Source organism: Prochlorococcus sp. MIT 0603 (genome assembly GCF_000760215.1).
Lineage (GTDB): Bacteria > Cyanobacteriota > Cyanobacteriia > PCC-6307 > Cyanobiaceae > Prochlorococcus_E.
Genome location: NZ_JNAW01000002.1, coordinates 89,999 through 102,441 on the forward strand (window position 1 = coordinate 89,999; position 12,443 = coordinate 102,441).

At 38.6% G+C, this 12,443-nt stretch carries 14 protein-coding genes and 2 tRNA genes; 9 read left to right on the forward strand and 7 right to left on the reverse strand.

What is annotated here, in order from left to right; genetic code table 11:
• The first annotated feature begins 62 nt into the window (after positions 1–62).
• The 3 genes from tsaD (at position 63) to EV07_RS02225 (ending at position 2,805) form a co-directional block, all read left to right on the forward strand.
• Complete coding sequence (tsaD, locus tag EV07_RS02215; protein WP_036918127.1) at positions 63–1,133, forward strand: tRNA (adenosine(37)-N6)-threonylcarbamoyltransferase complex transferase subunit TsaD; 1,071 nt, start codon at positions 63–65, stop codon at positions 1,131–1,133.
• Positions 1,134–1,173: 40 nt separating this feature from the next.
• Positions 1,174–1,356, forward strand: a complete 183-nt coding sequence (locus EV07_RS02220) for a high light inducible protein (RefSeq protein WP_036916995.1) — start codon at positions 1,174–1,176, stop codon at positions 1,354–1,356.
• A gap of 243 nt (positions 1,357–1,599) precedes the next feature.
• The gene (locus EV07_RS02225) at positions 1,600–2,805 is read left to right on the forward strand and encodes a cation:proton antiporter (protein WP_036916997.1); all 1,206 of its coding nucleotides are present in this window, start codon (positions 1,600–1,602) and stop codon (positions 2,803–2,805) included.
• 11 nt (positions 2,806–2,816) lie between these two features.
• Here EV07_RS02225 and gltX read toward each other — a convergent pair whose 3' ends face one another.
• The 5 genes from gltX to rplS form a co-directional block, all read right to left on the reverse strand.
• Complete coding sequence (gene gltX, locus EV07_RS02230; protein ID WP_036916999.1) at positions 2,817–4,247, reverse strand: glutamate--tRNA ligase; 1,431 nt, start codon at positions 4,245–4,247, stop codon at positions 2,817–2,819.
• A 21-nt stretch (positions 4,248–4,268) separates the two neighbouring features.
• Positions 4,269–4,342 (reverse strand) — tRNA-Asp (locus tag EV07_RS02235).
• 174 nt (positions 4,343–4,516) lie between these two features.
• Positions 4,517–4,705 (reverse strand): hyperconserved protein Hcp, encoded by a 189-nt coding sequence (locus tag EV07_RS02240; protein WP_006043540.1) that lies wholly within the window; start codon positions 4,703–4,705, stop codon positions 4,517–4,519.
• Positions 4,706–4,741: 36 nt separating this feature from the next.
• Positions 4,742–4,814 (reverse strand) — tRNA-Trp (locus EV07_RS02245).
• A 61-nt stretch (positions 4,815–4,875) separates the two neighbouring features.
• A complete protein-coding gene (gene rplS / locus EV07_RS02250) occupies positions 4,876–5,310 on the reverse strand; it encodes a 50S ribosomal protein L19 (RefSeq protein WP_342626384.1) in 435 nt (144 codons plus the stop codon).
• A gap of 495 nt (positions 5,311–5,805) precedes the next feature.
• Between rplS and map the strand changes: the two genes are divergently transcribed.
• Positions 5,806–6,642: a type I methionyl aminopeptidase gene (gene map, locus EV07_RS02255; protein WP_036917002.1), complete on the forward strand. Its 837-nt coding sequence runs from the start codon at positions 5,806–5,808 to the stop codon at positions 6,640–6,642.
• 29 nt (positions 6,643–6,671) lie between these two features.
• On the opposite strand, the gene EV07_RS02260 is transcribed toward map, so the two are convergent.
• Entirely contained in the window at positions 6,672–7,415 is a 744-nt protein-coding gene (locus tag EV07_RS02260) for an SDR family oxidoreductase (RefSeq protein WP_036917003.1), read from the reverse strand.
• A 177-nt stretch (positions 7,416–7,592) separates the two neighbouring features.
• Here EV07_RS02260 and EV07_RS02265 point away from each other — a divergent pair, with 177 nt between their 5' ends.
• From EV07_RS02265 to EV07_RS02285, 5 genes are all read left to right on the forward strand, one after another.
• Positions 7,593–8,699, forward strand: a complete 1,107-nt coding sequence (locus EV07_RS02265) for a phosphotransacetylase family protein (RefSeq protein ID WP_036917004.1) — start codon at positions 7,593–7,595, stop codon at positions 8,697–8,699.
• A 27-nt stretch (positions 8,700–8,726) separates the two neighbouring features.
• Entirely contained in the window at positions 8,727–9,245 is a 519-nt protein-coding gene (locus EV07_RS02270; RefSeq protein WP_036917005.1) for a DNA recombination-mediator protein A, read from the forward strand.
• Between the two features lie 113 nt (positions 9,246–9,358).
• A complete protein-coding gene (locus tag EV07_RS02275) occupies positions 9,359–9,856 on the forward strand; it encodes a YajQ family cyclic di-GMP-binding protein (protein WP_036917006.1) in 498 nt (165 codons plus the stop codon).
• 72 nt (positions 9,857–9,928) lie between these two features.
• On the forward strand, positions 9,929–10,141 hold the full coding sequence (locus tag EV07_RS02280; protein WP_036917008.1) for a hypothetical protein: 213 nt from the start codon (positions 9,929–9,931) through the stop codon (positions 10,139–10,141).
• Positions 10,142–10,227: 86 nt separating this feature from the next.
• Positions 10,228–11,037 carry a prohibitin family protein gene (locus EV07_RS02285; protein WP_036917011.1) on the forward strand — a complete coding sequence of 270 codons (810 nt, stop codon included), beginning with the start codon at positions 10,228–10,230 and terminating at the stop codon, positions 11,035–11,037.
• Between the two features lie 94 nt (positions 11,038–11,131).
• Here EV07_RS02285 and hemL read toward each other — a convergent pair whose 3' ends face one another.
• On the reverse strand, positions 11,132–12,430 hold the full coding sequence (gene hemL / locus EV07_RS02290; protein WP_036917013.1) for a glutamate-1-semialdehyde 2,1-aminomutase: 1,299 nt from the start codon (positions 12,428–12,430) through the stop codon (positions 11,132–11,134).
• Positions 12,431–12,443: the final 13 nt, after the last annotated feature.

Genomic DNA, 12,443 nt, shown 5'->3' on the forward strand with positions numbered 1-12,443 from the left:
TTAACCTGTCTTAAGTAGAACAGGATTAACTGTATCTAAGTTAAATGAGATACGCCTAAATGATGCATACTGTACTCGCCCTCGAAACAAGTTGTGACGAGACTGCGGCAGCTGTCGTTCAATTTCAGACCGATAGGTTTCGTGTTTTGGCAAACTTTATTGCTTCCCAAGCTAATGAGCATGCTCAGTGGGGAGGGGTTGTGCCGGAAATAGCATCAAGAAGACATCTTGAAAATATGCCCTTTTTGATAGAAAAGGCATTGGATAGATCTGAAATAAGTATTTCAAAATTAGATGCTATTGCCGCAACAGTTACACCAGGATTGACAGGAGCTTTGCTCGTTGGATCTGTAACAGCAAGGACATTAGCTTGCCTTCATGGGCTTCCTTTTTTAGGTATTCATCATTTAGAAGGGCATCTTGCATCAGCGCTTCTTTCGGAAACACCTCCAATCCCTCCCTATTTGGTCCTCTTGGTAAGTGGAGGTCACACAGAGTTAATCCAAGTTGATAAAAATTTTATATACTCCAGAGTTGGAATGAGTCACGATGATGCAGCAGGAGAAGCCTTTGATAAGGTCGCTAGATTATTAGGACTTTCATACCCTGGAGGGCCTGCTATCGAGAAGGTTGGGAAGAATGGCGACCCCTACAGCTTTTCGTTGCCAAAATGCAGGGTGTCAAAACCTGATGGGGGTTTTTATCCATATGATTTTTCATTTAGCGGTCTCAAAACAGCTGTCTTGCGAAAGGTGGAAGCTATTAAATCCTTAGAAAAAGATATACCTGTAGCTGATCTCGCCGCTAGTTTTGAGAATGTAGTTGCAGAAGTTTTGGTTGAAAGAAGCTTGAAATATGCTCTTGATAATGGCATTTCGTCTTTGGTAATGGTTGGAGGAGTAGCTGCTAATAATCGATTAAGAAAGATGATGTTTGCAGAAGCCCGAAAAAAATCTATAAATGTTTATATGGCTCCAAAATCCTTTTGTACTGATAATGCCGCAATGATCGGCACGGCAGCTTTATTACGGTTATTATCAGGTACAAGTCCTAGTTCCATAGGCCTTGGTGTTTCAGCAAGGTGTCGGATGGATCAATCTGATCTTTTGTATGAAAACAATCATCCATTCTGAATCATCATTTATAACTTTTCCTTCCCATTGGCATTAAGTTATGAATTCTTCTGAAAAAGATAAAGAAAAGGCTGCTTCACCCGTTAGTAAAACCGAACTTAATTCTTGGAAAAGAGGTTTTACTCCTCAAGCGGAAATATGGAATGGTCGAATGGCTTCTATTGGATTGATTATAGGGTTGTTTTCTTTGATTTTGATCAATAATTTATTTGGAGGGAAATAGTAGATTTATCTTTGTAAGTTAGTTTTAATGGAATCATCTTTGCCTTTTGGATTTTGAGCCTAATTATTCCAGTAATTTTCTTTGCATGTATTCAGTGATTTTATTTAATCTACGAATTCCATTTGAGATTTTTTGGAAAATACTCAATTTAAATTTTTACCAGATTTTTCATTTACATGACTTTAGTGGCTCAAGTTTATGTATTGAAGAAGTTGATACTGTTCAGCCATCATATGCTTCCCTATGACTCCTGAGCGGCTAGGACTGCTTTGGGGGGTGACAGTTTTTGCCGGAGCCGGGGCAAGACTTTTGTCTGCCCTTACTGGCTTCCCTGGTGTCGTCCTATTACTCCTTTCTGGGCTGTTAATAGGTCGTTCTGGCTTGGGACTTGTTGAGCCTCTTGATTTAGGACAGGGGCTGGAAATTATCGTGGGATTACTTGTAAGCCTTGTCTTATTTGATGGTGGATTAAATCTTCGTCTTCCTGGAGACACGATAAAAACAACTGTTATTAGAATTTCGTTAATACGACTTTTTGTTTCTTTAGCAGCTATTTGGATTGCAGCTCATTTGCTTGCTGGACTGGCTTGGAATGTAGCTGCTGTATATAGTGCGATAGTTTTGGCGACTGGCCCTACTGTTGTAACACCATTAATTCAACAGATTCGATTGGCTTCACCTTTGGGAGATGTTCTTGAAGCAGAAGGATTAGTTCTTGAGCCAATAGGGGCAGTTTTAGCCCTGCTTCTTCTTGAATTATTAGTTGGTGATCTTCATGGATGGAAGGAATTGTTTTTTAGCCTATTAGCGCGATTAGGTGGGGGGGTTCTTATTGGTTTATTTGCTGGATGGATTCTTTCTGAAGCGCTAAGAAGAATAAAAACAGAATCTGCTGTGGGAATTAGATTGCAAATAACGTTGGGAGTATTGTTTTTGCTGTATGGCATTTGTGAATGGATTTTGCCTGAATCAGGTTTGCCTGCTTCAGTTGCTGCAGGCTTTATTGTTGGGCGAAGTCCTTCTATTGAGGTTGATAAATTAGATGAATTAATAAGAGAGTTGGCTCAGCTTGCAATAACAATGCTTTTCCCACTACTTGCTGCAGATGTTTCTTGGAGTGAATTAAGTCCACTGGGTTGGGGTGGAATTAGTTGTGTTTTTGTTCTAATGGTTGTAGTTAGACCATTGGCTGTAAGCCTTGCCACTATTGGACTCCCATTGGATATAAGGCAACGTTTATTCCTTGGATGGTTAGCCCCTAGAGGCATTGTTACTGCAGCTGTTGCTTCTCTTTTCTCTATTCGTTTAGAACAAGCCGGAGTCCTTGGTGCTGGACGACTCCAAGGATTGGTCTTCTTAACGATTCTAATGACTGTAGGGATCCAAGGATTAACAGCAAAACCCTTGGCAAAGAAATTAGGGTTACTTGCGGAAGATCAGACAAGTTGAAGGATCATTACTTATAGATGTTTTTTGATCCTGCTGATATCTTCAGCTTTCATTGCAAGTAGGCTCCAAGATGCAATCAAGTCAGGACCTTGAATGCTCCCAAGTAAAGCTGCTCGAAGCGTTTTCATTATTAATCCTTTTTTGACCCCTAAGGATTTTGAACATTCAGATATGATTGATTTTGCGATTGCATGATCGATACCATCCCAGGGCGTTTTATCTAACTTTTCAGATATTTTGAGTAGGATTTTTTTTGCGTCTTCAATCTCTAATTGTTTTATTCCATCATCTTTTAGGCAAGGTTCCTCAAAGAAAACGCGGCTATGTTCGATGCCATCTTTTATAACTGTCATTGATGGGCCAATAAGTTGAGTGAGTTTTAGTCCCCAGTCTTTTGTTAGCAACTCCCATCCTTCTTCAATCCATAAAGGACTTAAGCACTCCAATAGTTTTTCAGGAGACCAACTATGAATTTCTTGAGCATTTAGCCAATTTAGTTTTTCCCAGTCAAATTTTGCACCTGCTTTGTTTACTCGATCAAAATCAAATGCTTGAGATGATTCTTTTAAATTGAATCTTTCTCCCATCCCTTCAGGCGGAGACCACCCAAGAAGTGTCATGTAATTTGTCATAGCCTTTGAGGTGTAACCCATTTCCCTGAAATCACTAATAGAGGTGACTCCATCACGCTTTGATAACTTGCGACCGTTGGGATTAAGGATTAATGGAGTGTGTCCAAAAGTTGGTTGTTTTAGCTCTAGTGCTTTATAAAGGAGTATTTGCTTGGCTGTATTGGCAAGGTGGTCTTCACCACGGATTACATGTGTAATAGACATCTCAGCATCGTCTATTACAACAACTAAGTTATACAGAGGATCCCCAATTTCATTGGCAGGCGCTCTACGCGAAATAACCATATCTCCCCCAAGGTCTTTGCAGCTCCACTGCATTAATCCTCTAACCATGTCATTCCAATAAACTGATTCTTCATTCTCAATACGGAAACGTATTACTGAACTTCTACCTTCTTGAATGAATTGTGATTCTTGAGAGGGAGTGAGATCTCTATGACGGTTGTCATACTTAGGAGCCTGCCCAGCTTCTTTTTGAGCATCTCGCATTTCTTGAAGTTCTTTTTCAGTGGTGTAACACCTATATGCCATTCCTTTATCAAGTAACGAAATGATTGCTTTGCGATGGTCATCAATTCGATTGCTTTGAAAAATAGGTTCCTCATCCCATTTCAATCCAAGCCATTTAAGTCCTTCAAAGATATTCGAAGTAAATTTATCTTTGGACCTTTCTTTGTCTGTATCTTCTATTCGTATTAAAAACGAGCCATTGTTTTTACGTGCATATAACCAATTAAATAAAGCGGTGCGTGCTGTGCCTATATGAAAAAAACCTGTGGGACTTGGGGCTAGCCTTACTCTAACTTTCAAGTGTTTTAATTGGTTTGGATACGGGACCGACGGGATTCGAACCCGCAACTTCCGCCGTGACAGGGCGGTGCTCTAACCAGTTGAACTACGGTCCCAGGATTTAGAAGACTTCCTTTAAAGCTTCCTGGATGGTCAATGCCTTATGTCTGGCAAGAGAACTATCAACCTATCACTTTACTGGCGCCAACCTTTAAAGAAAAAACAAGATCAAAGGTTCTTATTCTCTTTTAAAAATTTAATTTTTTATAAAGAGAATGAATTCTTTGAAATTATGGACGGAACCCAGCAGGCTCAATGAGACGTACTTGATTCCCTCTAGCTGTGAATTCTCGGCCTTGATCACTTTGGACTACAACTCGACCACCAGATTTGACTCGTATTACACGTGCCCTAACCCAGCCAAGAGCGGCAGACTCAAGGACTTTTACTACATCGCCAGGTTGAAGATCTAACTCCATTCGTAAAAGGAAGAAACTGCTGAAAGGGTTGTAGAACGCGCCGTGGAGGACTTGAACCCCCGACATCAGGTTTTGGAGACCTGCGTTCTACCAACTGAACTAACGGCGCATTATAGATGCCCTAGTACCAATTTGTGATATTGGTATTTGGATTGAACGAGGTCGAAACCTCAGCGATCGAAGCGCTGCTTTACTCGAGTCGCTTTACCAACTCGATCTCGCAGATAAAAGAGCTTCGCTCTTCTTACTTTACCTCGACGCTCAACTTTTATAGAAGCAACTTGGGGGCTATGAACCATAAAGACTCTTTCAACACCTACTCCTTGGAAAATGCGACGAACAGTAATAGTTTGATTTACACCCCCGTGGCGTTTAGAAATAACCACACCCTCATAAGGTTGAACCCTTTCTTTGTTCCCTTCACTTATGCGAACTCCAACACGTACTGTGTCCCCCACATAGACTTCAGGAACCTTCTTTTTTTGTTGAGATTTCTCAAACATATCAATGAGTCCTTGAGGGGTCAATATTTGCTTTTTATTAGACCCAGATGACTTTTTGTCATTGACTTTTTCTGCAATGGCAGTGGAGGCATCATTACTCATTTTGTTGTTTTCTCCTTCTCCAGGAGGATTATTCTTTAAGTCTTCTGTCATCCCAAATTAGATTTACTTGTCGAAGGTTTATTGTAACTGTTCATAAATCATTTTTAGATGATTTTTGCTTTTTGTTTTAGGAAAGGGCTTTTTAAAAGCCTTTTCAAGTTTGATTAGGAGAGGCGAGATTCGAATCACTTTGTATGTAAGTCAGGAATGGAAGGTTTAAAGCCATTTTGCCTTTCTAAAAATTATGAAACTCTGATTTTTGTTGAAGTCAGCTTTGTCTTTCTCTTGTTAACAAGCAGTAATTTTTATTGACCTCACAATAAAAATAAAGTGATTATCCATTGCCAATAGAGAGAAAATTGATTAAGCCTTTGAGGTGATCTCATCTTGGTAAGTTGATGTAAATTTCAATATTGATAGTTTGGCCTTACAGTTATAAGCAAATTCTAATGAGGAGCTTCTAGCTCATTAGATCTGTTTTTATTTTTTCTCGGCATGAACAAACTTTTCGCCGATTTGCTTGCATCATCTTCACAACCTTCCAAAAATGATGGTCCTCGCATCCAACAAAGAAGAGGTGTTGAAATTAAATCTTCTAGAGAAATTCAAATCATGCGTAAGTCCAGTCAGATTGTTGCGACAGTGCTTCGTGAAATAAATGAAATGGTTCAACCAGGTATGACCACAGGGGATCTTGATAAATTTGCTGAGCTGAGAATAAAAGATATGGGAGCAATTCCAAGTTTTAAGGGGTATCATGGCTTCCCTGCAAGCATCTGTGCCAGTATTAATAATGAGGTTGTACATGGCATCCCTAATTCCAGAAGAGTTATTAAATCAGGCGATTTATTGAAGGTTGATACTGGTGCTTTTTATGAGGGTTATCATGGTGATAGCTGCATAACTATTTGTGTTGGTGATGTTTCTGATGAGGCAAAGAAATTAAGTCGAGTTGCACAAGAATCACTTATGTTGGGCTTATCGCAAATAAAAGCTAAAAATACCTTGTTAGATATCGCTGCAGCAATAGAAGATAATGTAAAAAAGAATGGATTTAGTGTTGTCGAAGATTACACAGGACATGGTGTAGGTAAAAATCTTCATGAAGAACCTTCAGTGTTTAATTTCCGTACGAATGATTTGCCAAATGTTACTTTGAGATCAGGGATGACGTTAGCTGTAGAGCCAATACTTAACTCTGGGAGTAAGCGTTGTAGAACGCTTCGTGATAGATGGACTGTTGTAACTGTAGATGGCAGTTTGTCCGCTCAATGGGAACATACTATTTTAGTAACTAATGATGGTTGCGAAATATTGACTGACCGAGGTTGAAATTAAAGAAAATTAATTCTTCATTGATCTTATTCTTTTTCTTTAAACAGTTGAAAGTATAAACTTCTTAAAAGTTCAACCATTGGCATTATTAAATAAGTCAAAGGGTTAGGACTAATGATAATTAACCTATTTGAAATTGATGTTGCCTTTTGTATGATTTGACCAGCAACCGTATTTGCATTCATTATCCCAATAGGATTTAATTGTGATTTAAAAGGGCCTAATATTATTTTTCTAATTATTAATCTTTTTTTTTGTTTATTTGTTAGGGAATTGTTCTTAAAGCTAACTAATTGGCCAATTAATCTTTTGCTGATTTCATAGGAAGGGCTTAAGGCTGGTTGGATTTCGGCTTCAGAAGTGTTTATCCAAATTTCTCTTGCAGTGCTATCGATAGTCTGACTTGATAGTGCCTTTTCAAAATATTCAATTAATCGCCAATTGCTTAAAGCATTTACTTCTATTGCTTTATTCAGTCCATCTAAATCTAGGTTCCCACCAGGGTTGATTCCATGATTCAGTATGAGGACATCTAAACCTTTGAAAACCTCCTCTAGTTTCCTCTCTTCACCACATTCCCATTGGATCCATTTATTTGGACCTTTAGCAGAATCAAATGTTTGAGTTGTTGATCCATGTGTAAGCCCAATTACAAAAGATCCTTTAGATCTGAGTTCTGTTGACAAGGCCATGCCCAGACTTCCTGAAGCCCCTGTGATTCCTATTCGACGATTCTTCCAAATACTCTTAGTTGGTTCTACTTGGATCATTTTGGTCTAATTACAGATAATCCATTGGAAAAATTTTATATTTTGATGTGATTGAACCTATGGGAAATCAACATTAGGTAATTTAATTCATTTAATCTCAAATTATTTTGCCAAATACTATTCATAAGTCTCAATATAAGATTAAGATTAGCCAGGTCTGATAAAAGGAGTCAGCTCATGGCTAAGACCTTAATGATTGGGTCTTGCGAGCCATTCAGTGGTAAGTCAGCTTTGACATTGGGAATTGCTAGGCATTTAAAGTCTTGCAATATCCCAGTACGCTTTGGGAAGCCTTTGGCTACTAGCCTTGAGTTTGATAGTGAAAACAATTTATCTCCTCCATTCATAGACGATGATGTGCGTTTTATTGGCTCAATTATTGGCTTAAGCGAAGATAATTTGATTCCTTCTGTTGATTTTATAGCCCCAATAAGTGCAGAAAAACGTCTTGCAGAATCTTGTCTTGATCCTCTAGATGGATTCACTCTTCTGAAAAACAAACTTAACGACTCTTTTAAAGGATTAAATATTCTTGAAGCAGCTGGCACTATTAATGAAGGATTGCTTTATGGATTAAGCCTTGCTCAACTTGCTAAAGATTTTGATGCAAAGGTTTTGTTGGTTCATTTATGGAAAGATTCTCGAAGTGTTGATTCTTTATTGGCAGCTAAGAAAGAACTTGGAGAAACTCTTTTGGGAGTTGTGTTAAATGCTGTTACACCAGATGAAGTGAAAGATCTTGAACATAACGTTGTCCCAGCGTTGCGAAAACTTGGAGTGGATGTTTTTGGCGTCATGCCAAGATCGCCTCTCCTTCGAAGTGTCACCGTGGAAGAATTAGTAAGACGTCTTGATGCACGAGTTATTTGTTGCTCAGAGAGGCTTGAGTTAATGGTTGAAACTTTAAGTATTGGAGCAATGAGTGTAAACTCTGCAATGGAATTTTTCCGTAAAAGGAGGAATATGGCTGTTGTAACAGGTGCTGATAGAACTGATATTCAACTAGCAGCTTTAGAAGCTTCGACCCAGTGCCTTATCCTTACAGGAGCTGGCGAGCCATTGCCCCAACTAATTAATAGAGCTGAAGAGCTGGAGGTCCCTTTATTAAAGGTTGATACAGATACTCTCTCAACAGTTGAAGTAATTGAGCATGCTTTTGGACATGTTCGCTTGCATGAATCTGTCAAAGCTTCTTATGCATTTCGTCTGGTTGATGAGCATTGTGACTTGGAAAGATTATTTGGGTTTTTTAGCATTCCTTCCAAATCCGCTGATCATTGCTAATTTCAAATTAATCATGAGAGAATCTCTTTGAGACGTAGTCAATCTCTAGATCTACCTCAAATAGGTCGTATAGATACTTTGGCTAAAGAATTAGCCTTGTTACAAGATAATGGTAAAAGGAGAATAGCCTTCTTGGGCAGCAGGCATGTGCCTGTGGTGACAATCCATTTGGTGGAATTGATTGCGAGGTCATTGGCTCAAGAAGGTCATTCTTTGGTTACATCCGGTTCACAAGGTGTAAATGCTGCTGTGATTAGAGCTGTTTTGGAAGTAGACCCCTCGTTGATAACTGTTTTGTTGCCACAAAGTCTAAATCGTCAGCCTCCTGAAATCTGCAACTTACTTGAAAAGGTTTTACATCTAATAGAGAAGCCTGATAATGATGACTTGTCATTGCCAATGGCCAGTAGCCTATGCAACCAAGAAATAATAAATCGTTCTGATCAACTTATTTGTTTTGCTTTTCATGATAGTGAAACTTTATTAAGCAGCTGCCATAGTGCTGAAGATATGGGCAAAGTGGTTAGTTTATTGTTCTTTGATTAGATCCTTTTACTAAAAAGATAATGATATGAGAGAAACTATTCTTTTTATCAGAATTTTTGATTGAAAGTTGTGTAATTCTTTTATACTTAAAAAAATAATTACTTTCTCTTTTTATGCCAGCATCTTATTCGTTTGACGTTGTCTCTGATTTTGATCGTCAAGAGCTGGTTAATGCAATTGATCAAATTCAAAGAGAAATTTCTCAAAGATATGACCTAAAAGATTCAAGTACGGAAATCAGTCTTGAGGATGAGGAGATTATTATTGTGACCTCTAGTGATATGACATTAAAGGCTGTGGGGGATATCCTTTTACAAAAGGCTACTAAAAGAAAACTCTCGTTAAAGATTTTTGATTTTCATGAACCTGAAAAATCTTCGGGTAATAGGGTTAAGCAGAGAATTATCTTACGGAAAGGTCTTAGTCAAGATCTGGCAAAGAATTTGAGTAAAGCTATTCGTGATGAGCTTAAAAAAGTTAGTGCTTCAATACAAGGCAACAGTATAAGAATTACCGGAAAGAGTAAAGATGAATTACAGTTGGCAATTGCAATACTTAAGAAAAAAGAGGATGAGCTTGAAATTCCATTACAGTTTGAAAACTATAGGTAAATTGTTTAATCTCTATGTATTCTTTAGCTGATATTAATTTATCATTTAGCCATAATTTATTCATTAGGCTAAATGATCTCTATTAATGAAGATATAGCTAATAAACTTGCTTCGAAAATTATTGAAATCTTAGATAAATCTAATGATGATATTGATAAAGTATGTTGGATGGTTGTTCATGAGCATGTTCATGGGTTTATGCCTGTTGAATATGACATCAGAGAAATTGATGAAAAGCTTTATCTTTTGCTTCTGAAAAAGGTTCGAAGCAGATTAGGACATTGATTTTATTTTGATTACATAATCAAATCAATTCAAATAATCACAAACTTATCAATATAAAGATATGCTTTAAAAGTTAAAGGAATCTAATGACTACACCTATTCGAAATGTTACCCCTGGAGGTTCTGGCGGAGGCGCTGCAACTATGGCGCTTATAGTTTCTTTTACAGGGATATTACTGCTTACTCAAGCTTTATTTATAGTCCCGGCTGGCCAGGTCGCTGTAGTTACAACCTTAGGGAAAGTAAGCGGAGGAGCAAGGCGTCCTGGACTAAATTTTAAAGTGCCTTTTATACAATCGACATATCCTTTTAATGTGCAGACGCAAGTTAGGCCAGAGGAGTTTGAATCTTTAACTAAAGATCTGCAGGTAATTGCAGCAACTGCAACAGTTAAATATGCACTTAAGCCAAGTGAAGCTGGACGAGTCTTTAGAACTATTTCTTATAACGATAGAGAAATTTATAATCGAATAATTAAACCTTCTTTGCTTAAGGCGCTAAAGTCTGTTTTTTCTAAATATGAATTAGTCACAATAGCTAGCTCTTGGAGTGATATTTCTACAATAGTTGAAAAAACTGTTGCAGAGGAAATTAGTCAATTTGATTATGTTGATATTCAAGGACTTGACTTAACAGGTTTAGAGATTGCTGAGGAGTATCGAGCCGCCATTGAGCAAAAGCAGATTGCCGAACAGCAGTTATTAAAGGCTCAAACTGAAGTTAAGATTGCTGAGCAGGAAGCAAAGAGATATGACACTCTTAATAGGAGTCTTGATGATCAGGTTCTATTTAAGTTGTTTTTAGATAAGTGGGATGGTCAAACTCAGGTTGTGCCTGCATTGCCTGGATCAAGTGGTTCAAGTACTCCAGTAATCGTTGGTGGGCGAAGAAATTAATAAATATATCAAGCCTTTCATCTACTATTCTTAGTAAAATATTTAATTACTCTAAAGGTTATCTTTTAGAGTGATTAAATATTACTTTTTATCTTTAATTTAGCTCGTTAAAACTTTCATTAAATGCTTTTAAAGTTGCATCTATATCTTCCTCTGAGTGAGCTAGAGATGTAAACCCTGCCTCAAAGGCACTTGGAGCAAGGTAAATACCTTTTTGAAGCATTGATCTGTGAAGCCTGCCGAAATAATCGGAATTTGCTTGTTTTGCTTCTTGAAAGTTTCTTACTGGTCCTTGGCAAAGGTAAAAACCAAACATGCCACTAATACTTGAACCAGTTATTGATAAGCCAGCTTGCTTAGCTGATTCGCATATCCCACTGATAAGCCTTTTGGTAATAGTTTCTAGTCGCTCATAGGATCCCTCCTGTTTAAGAATCTCTAGAGTTTTTATGCCTGCTGTCATTGCAAGAGGGTTGCCACTTAATGTACCGGCTTGATAAACAGGCCCAGATGGTGCAACCATTTCCATAATCTCTTTTCTTCCACCGTATGCTCCAACTGGAAGTCCACCGCCTATTACTTTGCCCATTGTTGTTAGGTCAGGTGTTACTCCAAAACGAGCTTGAGCTCCTCCATAACTAATCCTGAAGCCAGTCATAACTTCATCAAAAACAAGTAAAGCCCCATTCTCTTTAGTTAATTCTCTAAGCCCTTCCAAGAATCCAGGTTCAGGAGTAATGAAGCCAGCATTCCCTACAACTGGTTCAAGGATTACCCCAGATATTGCATCAGGGTTTTCAGCAAAAAGCTCTTTTACTGCTTCTAAATCGTTGTATGGAGCTGTAAGGGTATTTGAGGTAGTGCTTCTAGGCACTCCAGGTGAGTCTGGTAAGCCAAGAGTTGCCACACCTGAACCTGCTTGTACAAGGAACATGTCCGCATGGCCGTGATAACAGCCTTCAAACTTGATGAGCTTGTCTCGCCCTGTATAAGCCCTCATTAAGCGAAGGACGGCCATGCAAGCTTCTGTGCCGCTGTTAACGAAACGGACCATCTCTACGCTTGGTACAGCGTCTATTACCATCTCTGCAAGTTTGTTTTCAAGCTCGCAAGGTGCTCCAAAACTCGTGCCTTTTTCTAAAGCTTCTTGAAGAGCCGCAGTTACTTCAGGATGAGAGTGACCACATATTGCTGGTCCCCAACTGCCTACATAATCAATAAAGCGATTCCCGTCTATATCCCATGCGTAAGCTCCTTTAACACGGTCAAAAACAATGGGGTCGCCATTGACAGACTTGAACGCTCGAACAGGAGAGCTCACGCCACCAGGCATAAGATTTTGCGCAGCTGCAAAAACATTTTGGGAATTAGTTGTGTTGAAGGCGTTTGTCACGACAGCTGATCAA

Excerpts from the sequence above, each read along its gene's own strand:
- tsaD (WP_036918127.1), top strand. The coding sequence starts at position 63 with ATGCATACTGTACTCGCCCTCGAAACAAGTTGTGACGAGACTGCGGCA.
- EV07_RS02220 (WP_036916995.1), top strand. The coding sequence starts at position 1,174 with ATGAATTCTTCTGAAAAAGATAAAGAAAAGGCTGCTTCACCCGTTAGT.
- EV07_RS02225 (WP_036916997.1), top strand. The coding sequence starts at position 1,600 with ATGACTCCTGAGCGGCTAGGACTGCTTTGGGGGGTGACAGTTTTTGCC.
- EV07_RS02240 (WP_006043540.1), bottom strand. The coding sequence starts at position 4,705 with ATGGAGTTAGATCTTCAACCTGGCGATGTAGTAAAAGTCCTTGAGTCT.
- rplS (WP_342626384.1), bottom strand. The coding sequence starts at position 5,310 with ATGAGTAATGATGCCTCCACTGCCATTGCAGAAAAAGTCAATGACAAA.
- map (WP_036917002.1), top strand. The coding sequence starts at position 5,806 with ATGAACAAACTTTTCGCCGATTTGCTTGCATCATCTTCACAACCTTCC.
- EV07_RS02260 (WP_036917003.1), bottom strand. The coding sequence starts at position 7,415 with ATGATCCAAGTAGAACCAACTAAGAGTATTTGGAAGAATCGTCGAATA.
- EV07_RS02265 (WP_036917004.1), top strand. The coding sequence starts at position 7,593 with ATGGCTAAGACCTTAATGATTGGGTCTTGCGAGCCATTCAGTGGTAAG.
- EV07_RS02275 (WP_036917006.1), top strand. The coding sequence starts at position 9,359 with ATGCCAGCATCTTATTCGTTTGACGTTGTCTCTGATTTTGATCGTCAA.
- EV07_RS02280 (WP_036917008.1), top strand. The coding sequence starts at position 9,929 with ATGATCTCTATTAATGAAGATATAGCTAATAAACTTGCTTCGAAAATT.
- EV07_RS02285 (WP_036917011.1), top strand. The coding sequence starts at position 10,228 with ATGACTACACCTATTCGAAATGTTACCCCTGGAGGTTCTGGCGGAGGC.